Origin of the sequence: Brevundimonas aveniformis DSM 17977, from assembly GCF_000428765.1 — a bacterium.
Taxonomy (GTDB): Bacteria; Pseudomonadota; Alphaproteobacteria; order Caulobacterales; family Caulobacteraceae; genus Brevundimonas; species Brevundimonas aveniformis.
Genome location: NZ_AUAO01000001.1, coordinates 194,774 through 212,875, shown reverse-complemented (window position 1 = coordinate 212,875; position 18,102 = coordinate 194,774). Strand labels below are relative to the sequence as shown.

The window sequence follows — 18,102 nt, the reverse complement described above, 5'->3', positions numbered from 1 at the left end:
GAGTTCCTCATATGTTCCGGCCGCTCCCTTCGGGTTTGAGCGCCGACGTTTTCAAATCTGGGTCGCGAGCACGTCCTCCCCCGCGCGGCCTGAAAGTGCGTTCGCACCATGTCGGTGTGAGCGAAATCGGTCAGTTCGGCCGATGAGCAGAAGGGGATAGGCATGTCTCGCAGCAACAATCTGTCGATCGAGTACGTCCCGATCGATCAGATCAAGATCAATCCAAAACACGCCCGGCAAATTACTCGCGCGCAGATCGAGCGCGTGAAGCGGAGCGTCAGGACGCATCAGTACAATGTGCCACTGCTCGCTCAGGATGACTGGACCATGATCTCCGGTCATGTGCGGTTGATCGCGTGTCGCGAGCTGGGCATGGACGAGGTCCCGGTCATTCGTCTCAGTCACTTGTCGCCAGCCCAAGCCCAGGCATTCGCAATCGCCGAGAACCGGCTCGTCGAGACCGGCTCCTGGGACGAGCGAGCGCTTGGCGAGATCTTCTCCGAATTGTCGGACCTGAAGCTCGATTTCAGTCTGGAGGACACCGGCTTTCAGATGGGAGAGATCGATCTCTTCATCGAAGGTTTGAGCGAGGCCGCGCCGGCCGAGGAAGAGATCCTCCCCGAGCCGGGACCTTCCGTGACGCGACCCGGGGATCTCTGGGTCCTGGGCGATCACCGGCTGATCTGCGGGTCGTCGCTCGAAGCGACGACGTACCAAGCGCTCATGGACGATGAGCGGGCGTCGGTCGTCTTCACCGATCCACCGTACAACGTGCCCATCACCGGCCATGTGAGTGGCAAGGGCAAGCGCAAGCACCGCGAGTTCGCCATGGCCGCCGGCGAGATGTCAGAGCCGGACTTCAATGCCTTCCTGCACACTGCCAGCCGGCTTATGGCCGACTGGAGCGCGGATGGCAGCCTGCACTACGTCTGTATGGACTGGCGCCACCTCCATGGTCTGCTGGCCGTGGTGCGGTCCGTCTACGACGACCTGATCAACATCTGCGTCTGGTCCAAGTCCAACGGCGGGATGGGGTCACTTTACAGGTCCGCGCACGAGATGGTCGTGGTTGCGAGGAAAGGCGCAGGGCATCATCGCAACAACGTCCAGCTGGGCCGGTTTGGTCGCAATCGCACCAACGTCTGGAACTACCCCGGCGCCAACACCTTCCTGCGCTCGGGCGAGGACGCGGACCTGGCCGGACAACATCCGACACCCAAGCCCGTGCAGCTCATCGCTGACGCCTTGCTGGATTCGTCGGCCCGCGGCGATGTGGTCCTGGACCCCTTTGGCGGGTCTGGCTCCACCCTGCTGGCTGCCGAGCGCACCGGGCGACGCTGTCGCATGATCGAACTCGATCCGGCCTATTGTGATCTGATCATCCGCCGCTGGCGTCGCCACGGAGGGGGCCAGGCGGTCCGCTCGGACGGCGCCCTGTTCGATTGGCTCGAGCTGGAGGACGCGGCATGAGCGACTATGAGGTTGGATACAAAAAGCCGCCCAAGCACTCGCAATGGCCGAAAGGCACATCCGGAAACAAGAGTGGTCGGCCCAAGCGCGAAAAGGATCCCCTGGAGGTGCTGACCAAGGCGGCCAGTCAGCGGGTCACCGTCACCGAGAATGGCAAGAGCCGGCGGATCAGCAAGCTGAAGGTGGCGGCCACCCAGATCGTCAACAAGGCGGCCGGGGGCGACCTGCGCGCCAGCAAGATGCTGCTCGACTATCTCGTCGCGGCCAGTGGATTGGCGCCGGACGAGGTCGCGCCCGCGGAACTTCAGGAGGCGCTCGATGAGGCGCTGCTGAAAGACCTGTCGCGCCGTCTTCGTGGATCAAATGATGGAGGTTCCAATGGATGATCCGATCCTTCGCAGGGCCGAACGTCTGGCGCTCGTGCGCCGAGACTTCGCCACTTTCGTCAAGCTCGTGTTCAAGGAGCTGAACCCCAGGACCCCGCTGATCTGGGATCCGTATCTGGACGTGGTGTGCGCCAACCTCGGGGCCATCGTGCTTGGGGAAACGCGGCGCATGGCCCTGGCGCTTCCACCGCGTCATCTAAAGTCGGAGTGCGGGACGATCGCTCTTTCGGCGTTCTTCCTTGGGCATTTCCCCGACAAGACGGTGATGGCGGTCAGCTATGGGCGGGACCTTGCAATCACCCTGGCGCGCAAGACTCGCAAGGTGATGCAGAGCGCCTGGTACAAGGAGGCTTTCGCGACCCGCCTGGAAGATCCGCGTGGCGCGGTCGACATGATGAGGACGGTTCAGGGAGGCCTGCGGCAAGCCACCTCCATTGAAGGTGCAGCCACAGGCTTCGGCTCCGATCTCATGATCTTTGACGACCCCCAGAAGGCCGCGGATGTCGCCTCTGAAGCTCTGAGGACAAGCGCGAACAATGCCTTCTCCGGGACGTTCCAAAGCCGGCAAAACTCGCCTGACGAGTTCCGGGTGGTCATCATCCAGCAGCGGCTCCATGAGGACGACTTCCTCGGCCACGTGACGAAAAAGGGCCGGGGCTGGTCGATCCTGTCGCTCCCGGCCATCGCGGAGCACGACGAGGAGCATCGCTACTTGAACTGGGCCGGCGAGGAGATGGTCTGGCGTCGCCAGCCCGGGGATCTTCTCCATCCCGGTCGGTTCTCCAGGGACAAGCTCGACGAGTTCAGGCTGGACGTCGGCGAAGCCGTGTGGGCCGCCCAGTACCAGCAACGACCCGCGCCGGCCGGCGGGGGTATCGTCAAGATCGGCTGGTTCCTCACATACAAGGACCGGCCTGTCCGCTGTGATCGGGTCGTTCAGAGTTGGGACACAGCCAGCAAGACCGGTCTGCGCAACGACTTCAGCGTTTGCGTGACCTTCGGCCAGGTGGGAGACCAGATATTTGTGCTCGATATCTATCGCGAGCGCCTCGAGTATCACGACCTCAAAGCCAAGGTTGCGTCTCTGCAGGCGGCTTTCCGTGCGGACGTCGTGGTGATCGAGGATGCTGGCGTCGGCACTGCGCTGCTTCAGGAACTGGCCAAGGCCCAGTTCTTCAAGACCCACCCGGTCAAGCCGCACCGGTCAAAACAGGTTCGGATGGAGGGCCTGACCGGGCATCTGGCTGCCGGCAGGGTGCTGGTGCCCGAACAGGCCGTTTGGGTACCGGATTTCCTCTACGAGGCTGAGGTGTTCCCGAATGGCCGCTTCGACGATCAGGTCGACGCCTTCTCCCAGGGACTGGAGTACCTGCAGTACTTCACCGTGCCACATTCGGGCCTGCTGGAATGGTACCGCCGTGAAGCAGAAGCCCTGACCAATCCGCCACAGGAGGCGCAGGAGGATTTGGTGCCGTTTAGGTCGGACAATAGTTCCACCTTCTACACCCAGCAAAGTAAGCGGATCAGACCGGATCTCCACGGGATCTTCTGGATCCCGGAGAGCAGCACGCGGAACTGCATCCCATTTCGTGGATGGCATAGGGTGAGCGAAGAGGAGCTGGAACAGCTGGGAGCCTCGCCTCCCATGGCTGCCTAGAGAGACCGCTCGCCGCGCCGGGTCAGCACCTCCATCGCCGCCGCGAGCGCCGAGACGTCCCGGCCTGCGGTGGCGAGGGTGACGATCCGGCAGCGGTCCTCGGTGTTGTCGTCGATCGAGGCGTCCACGTGGACGTCCTCAAGGATCTCGGTGATGGCGGTGGCGAGAAGGCGCGTTCCCTCCGAGACGACCTCGCGCCCGATCATGAGCAGGCGTCCAGGATGCGGGCGGTGACCTCCGCGGACCCGGTGAGATCGAACACCGTCTCGCGCGGGTCGAAGTACTGGGGCAGGACCCGCACCGCCAGCTGGCGGCTGCGGCCGATCTGCTCGATCAGGGCCCGGCCCTGCCGGTCGTCGAACCGGCCGATGGCCGTGCCCGTCGTGCTGGTCTGCCAGGTCTCGGTGCGCACCTCTCCGCTGTCGAACCGGTAGGAGACCCGGCCCCGGTTCAGACCCAGATAAAGCGGCCAGCCCATAAAGGCGGAGAGCGAGCCGTCCTGGCAGCGGATGAACAGCTCAACGGGCTCGGGCGCTCCCCCGATGTTAGCGACCTCCGTGGAGGAGGTCAGGACCGCCGCCAGGGTTCGGGTCCCTTCCAGCGGCGAGACGATCTCCTCGAACCGCCAGCCGCCGATCGCAGGATCGGTGGCGGAAGCCTCAGCCTCCACCGGCCCTTCCGTCGCCGCCTCCTGCGCCGACCCGTGTCCCGCCGAGATCGCCAGCAGCATCGCGCCGCCCGCCAACATGGCGGCGCGCTTCGAATTCTTGGTCATGATTGCATCCTATAAGTAACAGCCATGTCCAGCGACGAGCCATCGGTCGGGCGGGCAGTCAAGTCGCATTGTGACTCATCGGATGTAGCCCGATCAGCTTTATCGGGGCCTGCATGCCGAGATGGATGTACAGCGCCGACTCGGACTCCAGATCCAGCGGCTGAGAACAGCGAAAGGCTGGTCTCAGGAAGAACTGGCGTACCGCGCTGACATCCACCGCACCTACATCTCCGGTCTCGAGCGCGGCACGCGCAATCCGACCGTCACGGTCGTGGAGCGGCTGGTGAAGGCGCTGGGCTGCACCTGGTCGGATTTGCTCGACCGGACCACCAGGCGCGCGGCTGACAGGAAGTCGGAGGACTGATAGCTAGACTCATCGTCTGCACGACGAGGGGGAGCTGCATGTCTGAAGGCACGGTCTACATCCTGACCAATGCGTCCATGCCGGACTACATCAAGATCGGCTTCACCCAGGCCGACGATGTGAACCAGAGGCTTCGCCAGCTGGATAACACCTCCACCGCGCTTCCCTTCGAGATCTTCTATGCCGCCAGGGTCCCGGACTGCCGGCGGCTGGAGAAGACGCTGCACCTGGTGTTCGGAGAACAGCGCGCCCGGCTGAACCGGGAGTTCTTCACCGCCAACCCGGATCTGGCCAAGGCTATCATCCAGCTGGTCGAGATCACCGAAACCACGCCGTCAGACGCCGAACAGGCCATCACGCCGGAGCAGCGTCAGGTGATCGAGGAGGAGAAGGCCAAGCGCGCCCAGCCGCTGACGTTCGATCGGCTCGGGCTGGAGGTCGGGACCGTCCTGGCCTTCGCCAAGGATTCGGCCCAGACCTGCACGGTGGCCGGGCCCAGAACCGTGTCATTCCGCGGGCAGGAGATGAGTCTGAGCCAGTCAGCGCTGATCGTGCTTCGAGAGATGGGGTACGAGTGGTCGACCGTCCGGGGCTCGGACTACTGGACCCATGACGGGGTGAAGCTGACGGCGATGGCGGCGGCGGAGTAGGGCTGGTTCGCGCCAGAAGCGGACGTTACCTCGACCGCGAGAATCGGACCTTGTTTGTCATCACCAATCCCTTAGCTGAGCCATGGTCGGCCTCAAACGGCATTGACACCCCTGACGCGACCGTCACGACCGAGGCGGACGCGCAATCGTCGGGGCGATCGCGGGCGAAACCGCAGAAAGGCGTCCCGCCTGGCGCGGGCCCCCACAGAGGCCGCAATGTCGGCGCGGGTGGCGAAGAGCGCCACACAGACGCCAGTTGGATTCTTGGTGCTCGGGTAGAGGACGCCGTCGAGCCGATCACCGGCCGCCGTCCGGTAGACCCGCCGGATATATTCAGTGACGATCTGGGAGGGGACATAGTCGATGTGCTCGCGGCCGTCGCGGGTCACTGGTCGGGCGATCTCGTCGCGGAAGGCCTCGACGAAACCGGGCAGACCCCTCGCCAGCGCGCTCGCATTCTCGAAGATGGTCGGCGCCGGAACCGGCCGGTCGGCCCGCAGATCGAGCACTTTCAACGGTCGGAGCGGCGAGAATACCCCGAGCGAGGCTTGTCCGGTGCGGGTCATCACCTCCGCTAGGGCGGTGGTCTCGTCGAAGGCACCATACAGGATGGGGATGCCGGCGGGGCTCATCCGACTGGCCGGGGGACCGGTGTCCGACTTCGGCGGGGGACCGAGAGTGTCGGCCGTCTCGTGCCAATCACCGTTTTCGACCGGTCGTGCCCGAAACAGCTTAATTCGCACCGAGAGCGTCTGGATCAGGCTGCTGGCCTCGATCGTCTCTCCGAACAGATCCAGCATTTCGGTGGAACGGACGAGCGTACTGTCCTGCTCGTCGGCCAACCGCCGGCCCGCCTCGTCCGGACGCATGAACATGAAGCGGGAGGTGTGTTTGACGTAATCGCAGAAGGTTTCCCAACTGACCCGCAGATGATCCTCCGGCATGAACAAGGCCGGCTCGCCTTCACACCACTGCAGATCCGTGTCGAAAGAGCCGATGAGTGCCTCGACGACCCGTTCGTCGGCCCAGACGGTATCCTCGAGCAGTTCCCTGTTATCCCAGACGTCGCCCGCCCAGCCGGTGTCGCTCTCGGCGTCGTAGAACAGGACATTCTCCGGCTGATCATAGTCGGCCCTCAGACAGCCTTCGACGAAGCGCGCCAGTTCATACAGCGGCGCTGCGAAATCGACCGGAGAGCGTCGACCGCAGAAGTCACAGGTCCGCGCCACCGCGGCCCAGCGCACGAACCGCTTTAGGCCGCGATCGTGCACGCAGCCCCAGCAGACGCGCCGCGCATCCTCGGGATGCTGTCTGGCCCGCGCCGTGACCATGTCGACCCAGTCAGGGTAGCCGAGGTCATCGGCAATCCGCCGCCGAGGCCGCTCTTCCTCCTCCCAATCATCCGCACGCGCAACTACATCGTCCCACCACAGCCCTCCTGTCATGGTCAGTCCTCTTCACTCGAAGCGGCGCAGACGCCGCCGGCCGCGAGGGGTACCGCATCACGCCAGAGGAGGGCACCGTCATGTCTCGTCTAGCGGCCGTCATAGACGAAGGGAGATCGTTCGCCAGCACGGCAATCAGGACTTGAAATCGGACATTATCCAGCTACCGAAGGCCCACTCTACGGGGCCGGCCTTCGACGGTGCCGCCGCTTGGCAGAGCCCGTAGGCTCATTGATGTCGCCCAGCACCTCAGCAAACAGTTCCTTGATTCTTGGCAGTCGCTGCTCGGCGTCTTTCAGATAGTCATAGGCCTCGTCACGCAGACGGACCGGGTCATGAGTTGCAACCGGCGAAGCCAGATGGCGTCTTGGACTCCATGTTTCAGCCTCCTTGAGGCTGGCGTAACTGACATCCTGGCATTTGTCTGGGTCGCCCGCTTCAAATGCCTCCCGTATTGCCGCGAGGACTTGGCTACTTGTCCTCAGTCCGCGCACGTTTCGAAAACGAGCGCCGTCAAACATGCGGACGGATTGGTTTCGCTTCCCGCGTGATAGCACCAAAATCGCCATGTCGGTGGCGGTCCAAGCCATTGCGCTCGCTGGTAGGGCGATCACGGCCTCGAGTTCTGCGTTATCCAGAATCTGCTTGCGAAGAATACTTTCTGCACCACGGCGGGATAGAACCGCTTGCGTCACTAGGACTACGGCGCGTCCCCCGCGCGCCAATGCGTCCAACGATCGCTCCAAAAACAGGGTCTCAACCCTCCGGCCCGCCTGTGCTCCGCGACGGCCCGCTACATCCACGTAGTAGCCGAGCGGCGGGTCGCAAAGGACCCGATCGAACTGCCCTGAAGCGAACGTCTGCAGAGAGTCCTCGCGCGAAATGTCAGCAGGCGCGTGCAGCAGGGCAAACCGGAGCTGGGCAAGAGCGGCCGAGGTCGCGTGAACTTCAGATCCACGAACTTTAGCCTTCGGCTCCACCTGCCAGGCTTCGGCAAGCAGACCGCCTTGACCGCAACAGGGATCGAAGACCGTTTGGCCCGGTCTGATATCCGCAAGTTGGACCATGAACTCCGCCAGATGTCGCGGCGTGCTGACCTCAGACGCAAGCGGTCCGGCCATCACTGTCTGGTCGAGCCTGTCGCTGAACCATCGACCGAACTCCTCTTCGGGCGCGGACAGTGGAAGGGAGGTCAGTATGCTAGCGGCGTAATCTAGACCCTGTTCCCAACGGCTCTGCAAAACATCCGGAATGAGCGTGGAGCGGAATGCTTCGACCATGTCGCCCGGAACGTCGCCAATCTGCTCGATGGCGGTTCGGAATACGCTGTAGCGTGACGCATCCATAGCGGACCCGGCGGCACCTCGCAGGGCCATAGCGAGTAGTGTGTTGTACCGAGCCAAAGCAACGATCGTTAGAACACGGCGCCCGATGGCGAAATGGTCGACGCTCCGCAAACGCATCAGCATCCGCTCGAACGCGATCGTTGCCGGCCTGAAATCGAAGTCCGGCGCAGAGGCCTCGGTCATGCTGTAGGCTCGACATTGAGGTTAGTGAATACAGTTTCGATTGCGGCGGCGGTTAACCGATTGGCTCCGGCTTGAACCTCCCAGACATAGGTGTCGGTCTCGTCCATGAGTTCGGCGAGGCGGTCCGCCTGCTCGGCCGTGATGTCTTTCAGCTCTAGGGATCGCAGGTTTTCCATGGAGAAGCCTGGCGTCCCCGCCGTCATCGTATCTTGTAGCAGTCGTGCCTCCACGGCGGGGTGACGCAGAAACGCAGCCAAGAGCGCCGAAGGGTAGTCCGACTGCGGTCGGATCATCATGAGGTTGGGACCGAGCAAAACGCCGGCGTGTTCCTCGTAGGCCACTGCCGCCCGAACACGGCCACGGCTCGTGACCACGATGTCGCCGGCCTGGATCCTACGTCGGGGATCGGGCTCTCCGCCGACCGGAACGGTTTCCAGATGGGCTCTGGCGATGATTCGGGTGCCGACATCGCGCATCGCCACGATAGGAACGACGCTTGTCCGCTCCCCGTCTTCGACCCGCTGCGCAGGACGTCCCGAAAAAACCTCAGCGATTTCAGACAGTCGCATTTTTTCCCCTCAGATATCCGCACATCGCCATGGCGAATAACTCACTTACATTGACTTTGCAAAGCCGCTGAACTACTTACGCTTCCCACATTGGCACACGGGGAGGATTCCGGCCTACGGCGGGTAAACGCCGCAAAAAGAAAAAGGGACGAGCCAAAGGCCCGCCCCCTACAGTTTTGTGACGCCCACACCAACCGCAGGCGGCCGGGGCGGCGCCGGAAGATGAAGTAGATAACTCCAACTCAGCAAAAAACGGAGTATCGCCTCGTCCCACGGCTTGCAAGGCCACCTGCTCAGACCCTGCAAGAGAATGAGCATTGAAAAGAAGCCGGGCGAATCGTCCGGCAAGAGCGGCGGCATCTACCGTGAGGTAGGTCCCCGTGGCGGCAAGCATGACAACTGGGCGACCGTCCCCGACGGCCGGACCCTGCCGCCGACGCAGAGCCCCGGTTCGACGTGGCGGCGCGAGCGCCGCACGCCCGACAGCAAGCGCTGAAGGGAGCGAACATGTCATCGATGACGCAGTTCGCGGGTGCTGAGGGGCGGCCGCGCTTGATCCAAGCCCTCCGCGCCCAGACCCTCGTACGCCACGATCAGAGCGTGGCCGAGGCGCTGGCCGACCTAGGCGAGCTGATTTCGGTGAGGACCGGGGACAATCTCGTTCGTGAGGGCGAGACCGGTATCGATTTCTACTTCATCCTGGAAGGTGCCTTCGCCGTTCTGGTGAAGGGCAACCATGTGAATGTCCGTAAGTACGGCGACCATGTCGGCGAGATCGCCGGGTTGGATCCCGGCCAAAAGCGCAGCGCCACCGTGACCGCCACTGAGCCGTCCGTCGTGTTGCGCGTGCCCGGCGAAGGCTTCAGGGATCTCGCCCGAAGCCACACCGACTTGATGGAGGCGGTCGCGCTGGAGGCGAACAAGCGGCTCGCTGAGCGAGGCGATCGCGAGTGCCAGCGCAATGAAAAACCCCAGATCCTCGCCATCAGCGCCTCGGAAGCCCTGCCGGTGGTGAGGGAAGTCGAGAGTCTTCTGCGGGACGACGACTTTCGGTTCCGGCCGTGGGATCAAGGCGGCGTCTTCGCCATCTCCAGCTATCCGGTAAACGCCCTCGTCAATGCCCTGAAGGAGGCGGACTTCGCACTCGTCGTGGCGACGCCGGAGGACAAGGTGCGGTCGAGGGGCAAGACCATTCCGGTGCCCCGCGACAACGTCACCTTCGAGATGGGCATGGCCATCGGCGTGCTCGGTCTTGACCGGGTCATCGTGGTCACCCCCGCCGCGCATACGCACCTCACAACCGACATGAACGGCGTGACCGTGCTGCGCTACCGGACCGATCGTGAACTGGACGAAGCGCTCCGTCCGATCGTCAACGACCTTCGCAAACACATTGCCCTTCGCGGCGTCCTCACCTGAGCATCAAGAAAACCCATGAGCTGGACTGAAGAAAAAAGCCGGGAGCGCATTCGTCGCTTCCAGAACAATGTGCCCGAGACCGATATCCAGGTCGAGGAATTCGAACGCGACTACATGCCCCGCCGTCGCGAGGCGCTGGCAAAGGCTATGATGCTGACGGAGGCCTCCGCCGCCGCGATCGTCGATATTCCGCGGAACCGGGCGGTTCTCACGGACGGCGTTCATGTCTACGTCGAACTGATGGATTTCAGCACCCAGCTGTCATCTGAGCGCGATACAGAGGCGGCTTACCGCCGGGCCCTGACCTTCCTTCACCTCTACTACGGCGGGTCCGATCGCCTGATTGAGGCCTTCGGTCTGCAGCGTGTCGACTTCCACGGCGCGCGCCTGCACGCCGTGGTGTTGACGCCGACGGGAGCCGACAACGCCCTCGAGCGGATCGGTCGCGCAGTGGCCTTTGCGCGTACGATCATCGCCATGGTCGCGCGGATGGGCGGGCGCTTCAACGGGCGCTACGAGACCCGCGTCGCCATTGGCATCGATGCTGGTCGCGCCGTTGCTATCAATAGCGGCCGTGGCGACGAGCACGAGCCCCTGTTCATCGGCCGGCCCGCCAACCATGCCGCCCATTTGGCTGCGTGCGGGCTGCCGGGTATCCATCTTAGCGAACGGGTCCGCCGGGCTCTCGCGCCGCTAAGCTTCACCGCGGCCCAAGGGCTTGACCCGTTCGAAGATTTGGTGCGCCGCAGTGGTTCAACTCGCGCCGCTGGCGGGTTCAGGACGTTGCAGGAAGCGGCCGATGACGAAATCGCCAAATACGATGTCGAACTGGCCGTAGCGGAATCGCAAGGCAGCCTGCCGGTATTCAACTTCCACCAACACACGCCGCCTCTGAAGACGCTGGACTTCAAGCTCCTGGTGCCGAGCCGATCAGTGCTGATGGCCATGGCGGCATTGTTCGCGGACCTCGACGGCTTCACCGACTATGTCGATGTGAGCTTGGCGAGCGGCCGCGTCAATCAGGCCGTGGCCAACCTTCACGTCATGCGCGGCGAGTTCGCCGCCACAGTCCGGGAGGACTTCGATGGACGCAAGGTGCGCTTCATCGGCGATTGCCTGAAGGCCGTTGTTGCGGAGGGCGACGCCAGCGCGGTCGACCCGACCAAGACCATCGACACCGCATTCCTGCTGGCCGGTGCGCTTCGCTCGTCCTTCCTGCTGTGCAAGGCGGAGCTCCCGGGAATTGAAGATCTCGGACTGGCGATCGGCGTGGATTACGGGACGACCCCGGCCTGCCGCATTGGCCTGCGTGGTGCCTCCGGCGTACGTTGCGTGACCAGCGCGGCGACCTGCGAGTCCGAACGTCTGCAGCGGACCTGCGATGGACGCGGGACCGTTTTCGGAGAGGGGGCTTTCGACGCGGCGGGTCTCGCCGTCCGACAGGCACTGCGTGGATCCAGGACGGTTTCGAACCTCACATATCCGAACGCAGTCCGTCTGGTGAAGGGCGTGGCGCCGGCCAACATCGGGTCAATCGCCGGCCCGTTGGTACAGGCCCACAATCGCTGATGCCTCAGAGGCTGGTCTTTCTGGAAATGACGACGCCGGCTTGGTTCACGGCGGAACCCCAGTCGGCTCCGGACGCCTTGTCTGGCGTCGCCCGCCCCGCGGACACCGTCTGGGCGCAGGGTGGGCTTGCCCTCATCCTGCGAACGGATGGCGACCGGATCGCGGTGTCCGAGCCCGTCCCCGGCACGCGACTACCCGGCCGGTGCGCGGAGCGCCACATCCAGAGGGACCGGACCTTCTGTCTCGGTCTCGATGCGCTCGGGGCAGGGTCGATCGACGAAGCTCGGATCTGGTGGGCGCATCTTGAACAATGGCTGCAGTTGCAGTCCCTCGCAGACGAAACGGGCCTTTGGCCCGACGCTCATGCGCTCGACCATGGCCACGCCGGTGAATGGCAGCGAGCGGCGCAACGGCTCGCCGACGAGCTGGGGTTCGGCGAGGAATACCGGCGCGCTCATGCAGGACTCCCGTCTTGGATCACGAATCCAACGACGCGTGTAGCCAAGGATGACGGGACTCCGATCAACGGGCGCGCTCCTTGCCCGCGTGGCTGTGAAAAAACGCGAGGACGGCGACGCAGACGGATTCTTTGGGGCGAGTGCGAGCGGCGGGCGGCTATCGCTCGGCTAGTGGCTATGGAGCTGCACCGTCGACGGGCCCTCGATCGCTATTGGAAATCAGAGCAAGGGCAGCCTTGTTGCGGTACGATGATAAACTGCCCGCTGCGTCCGGCAGGCCAGCCTCCGCGCCAGTGGATGAAGAGTGATCTGAGAATTCAGTAGTGCGGTTCGATGCCCAAAGGGGGCGCTCCAGAAGGCCGCATAAGTCCCAGCCTATCCGGCAGCGCCGACGCCTGGTGCCGAGAGCGGACGCTTTGAACCGCCGCTATGAGCCCATTTCGGACCTTCGCGCCGTGGATCCCTTAGTGTCGCCTTTGGGCTCTTAGCCGACGTTGGGAAGGTCCGCATTCGAGTTCGCTCGGGGCCAAACTCGCATGGACAAATGGTGGGTAGGATCTATTCGGACGAGCCGCATTGACGGAAACTCCCGAGCGCTTGGGGCCGTCAGCCTGCCAACTGCCCATGCCGTTCGAGGAGCCGCATCAACACTGCGTTGGCGTGGGTGAAGTTCGGGAGCTGGTCCTGGAGCTGGTAAGCCCACTTCTCGCCGTGGAACAGATTGTTGCGAAAGCGCCAGACGATCATCAGCACGGTCAGCAGGCGATCGCGCGGGTCGTCGTTGCTTCCTTCGAGGACCGACCGGACTAGGTCGGGCTGATCGGCTGGGCGAAGATTCAGGTAGGCGAAGTGTGGGGTGAACTGCCCGTCAGCGAAGTAGCGCTGCCGAAAGTAGGCCAGCTCTCCTTCATAGTGGTCGGCGTCGAGCGTACCCGCGTCTCGCCACTCGTCTGCCTTCACGCAGATGAGATCCGGGCGCGCAAAATTGCCCATGACCTGGGCCTCGAACAGGCTCCACAGGAAGGTGAAGTTGAAGATCGCCGCGCGGTCCTCGTCGGGCAGCGCGTGGAATCCCGGTGCTCGCGCCAACAGCCATTGTATGCTCATGTTATGCCCCCACTCGTTGTTGGTCTTGAGGGTACCCAGTCCTCTGGCCCGTCGTAGTCATCCGGGGACAGTTCCGAGAAATCGGTGAGCGTGTCGCACTGGATGCAGTAGTACATCTGCGAGGCCTCCTGAAAATGCATGCCGCACAGGCATCCGCAGAAGGGACAGCATTCGTCGATTTCGAGGTAGGCCCATTCCCACACGCCGAGATATTCAGGGATGGCGTCGCGATCGTAGCCGGTGATCTCGAAGGCATCGGCATTCTTCGCGACGAAACCGCGCTGTCCGACCTCCATCAGGGACGGCAGGACGTCGGCCGGCTCGATGCAAAACCACTCGCCGCGGCAGCGTCGGGAAGCGAGGCGACGATGCAGATCGCGCTCGGTCTCGAAATCGTCGGCCGACGTGATCCAACCGAGGAGTTTGAGTGCAAGCGGATTGCCGGTCTGCAGGTCGCTCTTCCGCCGGCCAATGTCCTTCGCGAGACCGACCTTGATGGGTGAGCACCCGTTTTCATCCTCGCCTATGAAGTAAACCGGCATAGGCCTGCCCCGTTGCGTCTGACTCCATTGGCCATCAGTCATTCCCGTAGTCCGGCTCGTATTCCATCTCACGTTCTTGTTGGTCCTCATGGATGTAGTTCAGGCCCGAGGCGTCGATTTCGTCGCTTCCCATCAACGTCAAATCGCATGTCGGGCAGCGAAACTCTTCACCGACGAACTCGCGGTCGACGACTTCCCAGATCGCATGCTCATCGCGCTCCTCACTGATGTCTTCGCCGGTTTGCTCGCCGGTCATGAAGGCCCGGCATTTGCAGGCCGGGCAGCTCTCCGCCCAGATCTCGTCGTAGCGGCCCTTGAAGATTCCCGTCTGGTGCTGCGGTTTGCGCAATTCCGCTTCGGCCGTAAGGCGTTCGCGCTCTGCCTTCTTTAACGCCTCGAATTGCTCCCGGGCGGCCTCGACGCGCAGCTTGACAGCGGCCGCAAGGGCCTTGGCGGCTTCATCGAGAAGCTGGCGAGGCGCCTTTGCATCGGCCGCGCCGAGCCACTGCTCCAAGGATGAGCTCATCTGGTGCAAGATCGTGTCGCACGCATGCCAATAGCGTGCCTCCCAGGCGTCGAGTCGCATTGTCCGGAACGGAAGATCGGCCGAGTGCAGCTCGGAGTTTCGGCGCTCGGCAATGTCCTGGCAGAATTTCTGGACCGTCTTGTCGAAGCGAGGAACGAGATGGGCCATGCGTTCGAACAAGGTCTTGGCGGTGATCGTCTTCACGTCCGTCGTGACGTTGATGCCGGCGGCGACGAACATCGACTGCCAGTGCGTCGGATCGACGACGAGGCTCGGATGCTTGCGCGCGAGTGCGGCCTTGCCGAGCAGCTCGAGCGCGAGGGACGCCCAGAGCTGATACTCGTCGAGATCGCCGGCGCCTTTGCGGGCCAGCGCGCGGCCGACGTAGACCTTCGATTTTGCATGAAGCGCGTCGCCGTTTATGGCGATGAAGATGTCGTCAGGCATCAATGAGAATCCTTGCGAGGCGCCTGCCGGACCCTCGGTCCGACGAGCTGCGCCCGTGAAGGACGCGCCAGTTGTCGATGATGAGGATGTCGGCCCGGTGCCAGTGGTGGACTTGGGGCGAACCGGCGGCGATCCGGTCCTCGACCAGCGCCAAGGCGATGCGGCCACGCTTGTCCACGGCTTCGAGACAGCTGGGATCGTATCGCAGGAAGACTCCACCTGGCGCGAGGATCGTCGCGTAGAAGGAACGCCGGCCGCTACGAACGAGCACCGCCGTTCCTTCGAGAAGGTCAAGCTCTTGCGATGAAAAGCCGAGCGTTCGCCAGTCGAGGAGGATTGTTGCGGCAGTTAGCGCCCCTGGGTCGATACACCCGAGGAGAAGGTAGCGGCATGGTCTGGTGCGGTGGCTGAGCTCCGTGTGGAACGGAAGGGCGCCCAGACCGTAGCGGGCGCTCAAGGATCGTGGATGCGCATCGTCGGTGCCTTGAGGCTCGATGACCTCTTCGAGTGAGCCAGCGCGGCCGGGAACGCGAGTGCCGAGGCGATCGCCGAGCTTGCTCAACTCGCTCACTGTCGCGTCGGCGTCCACGCCTTCGCCGCAATGAAGAGACCAGCCGCGCTCCGCCAGCGGGCCGAGAGGCTGTCGCGTATCGGAGATGGCGATGTCGCGTTCGGCCATCTCGCTGTCCTATCGTTCGAGGCGGACGCGGAGACGCCGGGCGCGCTCGCGGAAGGCGGCTTCGCCGCCTTCGAGGATGTCGCAGACCGCCTTGCGGATTGCAGCATTTTCCAGCCCACCCGCCACGTAGCTGATCGGGGGCAGGCCGCCCGATGGATGCGGCCCTGCTTCGGCGACGATGATCTGATCCGCGTCTGTGTTGATCACGAGGTTGGCGTTGTGCGTGACCATGATCACCTGTCGCTTCGCCTTCGCGGCAATGAAGAGCGCGACCAGCTCGTCGAATACGGACTTCGGATCGAGGTTCTCCTCAGGCTGGTCGATGATCAGCGGCCGATCATCGGAATCGTCGAGCGCCAAGTAGAGCAACAGCAGCACGATACCGCGCGTGCCGGGTGAGAGCTTGCGGATGTCCACGCCGTCATAGGAGATCTCGTACCGGACGGTGATGTGGTCGGTGCCGAAAAGCCAGTGCGCGAACTGTTTCGACCAAGCCCGGAATTCGGTCTGCTGCGTCGGCGCATAAGGCGCATGGGACAGAAGGTCTCCGAGGTATTTCGCCATGAAGGCCATCATGGCAGCTTGGACCTCGGCCGCCGATCCAGTTTCCCACGCCGGCTTGAGCGCTTCCATGGCCGCGGCGATCAGCGAACCGCGCCCGTAGAAGGGTCCGGTCTTGCGACGGTCGAGAAGCTCTTCCTCCGCGAAGGTTCCCCAAGCCTGAACGTCGGCGATCCGTCGGACTGAGAAGCTAAGCTTCTTTAGCGTCCCCGACGAAGCGGCAAGGCGCGCCATCAGGGGCGCGTAGAGCCCCGCGAGCGCGTTCTGTTCACTGATGATCGCCTCGAAAACCCGGCCATAGGTATCATCGCGCTCGGTCTGGAGATCCTTGCGCCGCGCGGCGGCACCCTGCGCATCGGTAAGGCGGGTTTCGAGGGTCTGACACGCCGAATTCTCCTGCGCGATGCGCGCAGTCAATGCCGCGTATTGATCGCGCACCAGCTTGTCAGCGCTGAACAGCGCTTCGAGGCGGGTCATCTCGGCGGCGATCGGCGCAAGCGGCAGCGTCGTGATGTCGGCAGTATCGGCGATCAGCGGGACGTTCGGATCGCCGGGCACGGGCGGAACGCCATTGAGTTCGCGAACTTTGCCGTCCGCCCAGGCGACGTATGCGGTCAGGCTTTTGTCCACGTCGCCCTTGTAGATCAGCAGGAAGTCGTCCCACTGCTTGGCGTCGAGGCCGCTATTGGTATGGCGTGCCTGGGCCTGTCGAAGCATCTCGGGCGCGCCCGTAGCCCGCATGCTGCGGACTTCGTCCTGCAGGGCTACAAAGGTGCGGCGCTGATTGCCGTAGCTCTGGATCTTGTTTCGGAGCTTTTGGGCCGCCTCGCTGAGTTGGGTATGGCGGGCGACCTGAGCTTCGGTGCCCTTGACCACGAGCTTCGCGCGGTCCGTCGTATAATCTGCGATCAACTTCTTCTTCTGGCCGACCTGGGTGGTCAACGAGACGACGAGGCTCTCTTTCTCTAACTCGGTGGCGATGCGATCCGAGATGTCTGAGATCGCCTCGGCCTCGCGCTCGCGCGCCTGCTGAAACCGTGACGTCTGCTGATCACGCAACTCAGCGAAGTCGAGGGCCCATTCGCGATCGTCCTGCGAATGCGATTCGAAGATCACGCGCTCGATTTCGTCGACCAGGCCGTCGGACACACCTTTGGCCGAGCAAAGCTCCTCGACGAACTGCTGCGACAGGTAGCGGGCCCGCGGAAACGACATATGGCCGTTGGCGTCGCTGCCATCGAGTGCGCGCGTAACCGTCGCGCCGCCGCCCCAGGTCAGCGTCGTCGTCGCGTCGCCAATCAACCGTCGCGCACGCGCCAGGAAGGATGGGCTGATGTTTTCGTCCGCGTCCCATCCGGATGGCGTGATCGCATCGCAGCCGGCCGCGATGACGTCGGCCAGGGCCGTCTTGCCCGAGCCCCGAGCGCCGATGACGGCGACAAGGCCGGGATTGAGCGGAATGTCCGGCGTGGACGCCCAATCCGCATAGTCGATCCTAACGTGCGAGATCACTTGTGACGGCATCGCGGAGCGCGGCGGGTGTTCGCCGACATAGGCGCGGCCCTCGGGATCGATGCAGGCTTGGCGGAGGGTGTCGAACTCCAAGGCGCCCTTGATCCACGAAAAGCGGTTGTCGACGGGCTGGCCCACGGATTTCTGGTCATGGGAATCGCTGCCGTGAAGGCAGGGTTTGCAGCCGTCATATCGTGTGCGCAGCTCCTCGATCGTCACGCCGCGTTGGCCGATCCAGAACTCGCGCTGCGCCGGACTGCTCGAAAAGATGATGTGCGCGAACTTCTCGATCTCTTGCCGCACCGTGGCGTCGGCGGCTTCCCCATGCACAGGATAAGGTGGATGAGACGGTATCCGGCCAACACTACGACGCCACGCAGGTTGCGCGCCATTCCGCAAAAGCTCAGGAACTCGTCGAGCGATTCTAGTGGCTCGTC

General features: G+C 63.5%; 19 protein-coding genes. 9 read left to right on the top strand and 10 right to left on the bottom strand.

All coding sequences use genetic code 11. The features are described 5' to 3' along the window. Positions 1 to 162: 162 nt before the first annotated feature. From G391_RS0101060 to terL, 3 genes are read left to right on the top strand one after another with little or no spacing between them, the layout of a single operon-like run. Positions 163 to 1,470, top strand: a complete 1,308-nt coding sequence (locus G391_RS0101060) for a site-specific DNA-methyltransferase (RefSeq protein WP_029085865.1) — start codon at positions 163 to 165, stop codon at positions 1,468 to 1,470. Beyond that, complete coding sequence (locus G391_RS15000; RefSeq protein ID WP_051257032.1) at positions 1,467 to 1,856, top strand: DUF5681 domain-containing protein; 390 nt, start codon at positions 1,467 to 1,469, stop codon at positions 1,854 to 1,856. Before G391_RS0101060 ends, G391_RS15000 begins: the two co-directional genes overlap by 4 nt. Then, positions 1,849 to 3,513, top strand: a complete 1,665-nt coding sequence (terL, locus tag G391_RS13435; RefSeq protein WP_051257031.1) for a phage terminase large subunit — start codon at positions 1,849 to 1,851, stop codon at positions 3,511 to 3,513. The genes G391_RS15000 and terL overlap by 8 nt, the downstream gene beginning before the upstream one ends. Here the strand turns inward: terL and G391_RS0101045 are convergent. Together G391_RS0101045 and G391_RS0101040 are read right to left on the bottom strand one after the other, a co-directional pair. Next, entirely contained in the window at positions 3,510 to 3,719 is a 210-nt protein-coding gene (locus G391_RS0101045; RefSeq protein WP_029085864.1) for a hypothetical protein, read from the bottom strand. The genes terL and G391_RS0101045 overlap by 4 nt on opposite strands. Then, positions 3,716 to 4,288 (bottom strand): hypothetical protein, encoded by a 573-nt coding sequence (locus G391_RS0101040; RefSeq protein ID WP_029085863.1) that lies wholly within the window; start codon positions 4,286 to 4,288, stop codon positions 3,716 to 3,718. The genes G391_RS0101045 and G391_RS0101040 overlap by 4 nt, the downstream gene beginning before the upstream one ends. Positions 4,289 to 4,409: 121 nt before the next feature. On the opposite strand from G391_RS0101040, the gene G391_RS0101035 reads away from it, so the two are divergent. Both G391_RS0101035 and G391_RS13430 read left to right on the top strand, forming a co-directional pair. Beyond that, on the top strand, positions 4,410 to 4,652 hold the full coding sequence (locus G391_RS0101035) for a helix-turn-helix domain-containing protein (protein WP_029085862.1): 243 nt from the start codon (positions 4,410 to 4,412) through the stop codon (positions 4,650 to 4,652). 38 nt (positions 4,653 to 4,690) lie between these two features. Beyond that, a complete protein-coding gene (locus G391_RS13430) occupies positions 4,691 to 5,302 on the top strand; it encodes a GIY-YIG nuclease family protein (protein ID WP_035303457.1) in 612 nt (203 codons plus the stop codon). 92 nt (positions 5,303 to 5,394) lie between these two features. On the opposite strand, the gene G391_RS14995 is transcribed toward G391_RS13430, so the two are convergent. From G391_RS14995 to G391_RS0101015, 3 genes are all read right to left on the bottom strand, one after another. Beyond that, positions 5,395 to 6,747: a HEPN-associated N-terminal domain-containing protein gene (locus tag G391_RS14995; RefSeq protein WP_029085861.1), complete on the bottom strand. Its 1,353-nt coding sequence runs from the start codon at positions 6,745 to 6,747 to the stop codon at positions 5,395 to 5,397. A gap of 179 nt (positions 6,748 to 6,926) precedes the next feature. Next, complete coding sequence (locus G391_RS0101020) at positions 6,927 to 8,276, bottom strand: HsdM family class I SAM-dependent methyltransferase (RefSeq protein WP_029085860.1); 1,350 nt, start codon at positions 8,274 to 8,276, stop codon at positions 6,927 to 6,929. Next, entirely contained in the window at positions 8,273 to 8,752 is a 480-nt protein-coding gene (locus G391_RS0101015; RefSeq protein WP_156893813.1) for a restriction endonuclease subunit S domain-containing protein, read from the bottom strand. Before G391_RS0101015 ends, G391_RS0101020 begins: the two co-directional genes overlap by 4 nt. A 403-nt stretch (positions 8,753 to 9,155) precedes the next feature. Between G391_RS0101015 and G391_RS0101010 the strand changes: the two genes are divergently transcribed. The 4 genes from G391_RS0101010 to G391_RS15970 all read left to right on the top strand — a co-directional run bounded on the left by G391_RS0101010 (position 9,156) and on the right by G391_RS15970 (position 12,615). Beyond that, complete coding sequence (locus G391_RS0101010; RefSeq protein ID WP_035303456.1) at positions 9,156 to 9,341, top strand: hypothetical protein; 186 nt, start codon at positions 9,156 to 9,158, stop codon at positions 9,339 to 9,341. 56 nt (positions 9,342 to 9,397) lie between these two features. Next, the gene (locus G391_RS0101005; protein ID WP_169719083.1) at positions 9,398 to 10,264 is read left to right on the top strand and encodes a TIR domain-containing protein; all 867 of its coding nucleotides are present in this window, start codon (positions 9,398 to 9,400) and stop codon (positions 10,262 to 10,264) included. Positions 10,265 to 10,414: 150 nt separating this feature from the next. Continuing rightward, complete coding sequence (locus G391_RS13420) at positions 10,415 to 11,833, top strand: nucleotidyl cyclase domain-containing protein (RefSeq protein ID WP_156893812.1); 1,419 nt, start codon at positions 10,415 to 10,417, stop codon at positions 11,831 to 11,833. Beyond that, positions 11,833 to 12,615, top strand: a complete 783-nt coding sequence (locus G391_RS15970) for an E2 domain-associated cysteine-rich protein (protein WP_084169086.1) — start codon at positions 11,833 to 11,835, stop codon at positions 12,613 to 12,615. Before G391_RS13420 ends, G391_RS15970 begins: the two co-directional genes overlap by 1 nt. Positions 12,616 to 12,897: 282 nt before the next feature. On the opposite strand, the gene G391_RS0100990 is transcribed toward G391_RS15970, so the two are convergent. Genes G391_RS0100990 through G391_RS13410 form a run of 5 tightly spaced genes read right to left on the bottom strand, consistent with a single transcriptional unit; the run spans position 12,898 to position 17,995 of the window. Beyond that, positions 12,898 to 13,398 carry a hypothetical protein gene (locus G391_RS0100990; protein WP_211226458.1) on the bottom strand — a complete coding sequence of 167 codons (501 nt, stop codon included), beginning with the start codon at positions 13,396 to 13,398 and terminating at the stop codon, positions 12,898 to 12,900. Beyond that, positions 13,395 to 13,940: a GIY-YIG nuclease family protein gene (locus tag G391_RS13415; RefSeq protein ID WP_051257029.1), complete on the bottom strand. Its 546-nt coding sequence runs from the start codon at positions 13,938 to 13,940 to the stop codon at positions 13,395 to 13,397. The genes G391_RS0100990 and G391_RS13415 overlap by 4 nt, the downstream gene beginning before the upstream one ends. 34 nt (positions 13,941 to 13,974) lie before the next feature. Further along, positions 13,975 to 14,913 (bottom strand): hypothetical protein, encoded by a 939-nt coding sequence (locus tag G391_RS0100980; protein WP_029085854.1) that lies wholly within the window; start codon positions 14,911 to 14,913, stop codon positions 13,975 to 13,977. Then, entirely contained in the window at positions 14,906 to 15,592 is a 687-nt protein-coding gene (locus G391_RS0100975) for a TauD/TfdA family dioxygenase (protein ID WP_029085853.1), read from the bottom strand. The genes G391_RS0100980 and G391_RS0100975 overlap by 8 nt, the downstream gene beginning before the upstream one ends. Before the next feature lie 9 nt (positions 15,593 to 15,601). After that, positions 15,602 to 17,995, bottom strand: a complete 2,394-nt coding sequence (locus G391_RS13410) for a TrlF family AAA-like ATPase (RefSeq protein WP_211226457.1) — start codon at positions 17,993 to 17,995, stop codon at positions 15,602 to 15,604. Positions 17,996 to 18,102 lie beyond the last annotated feature (107 nt).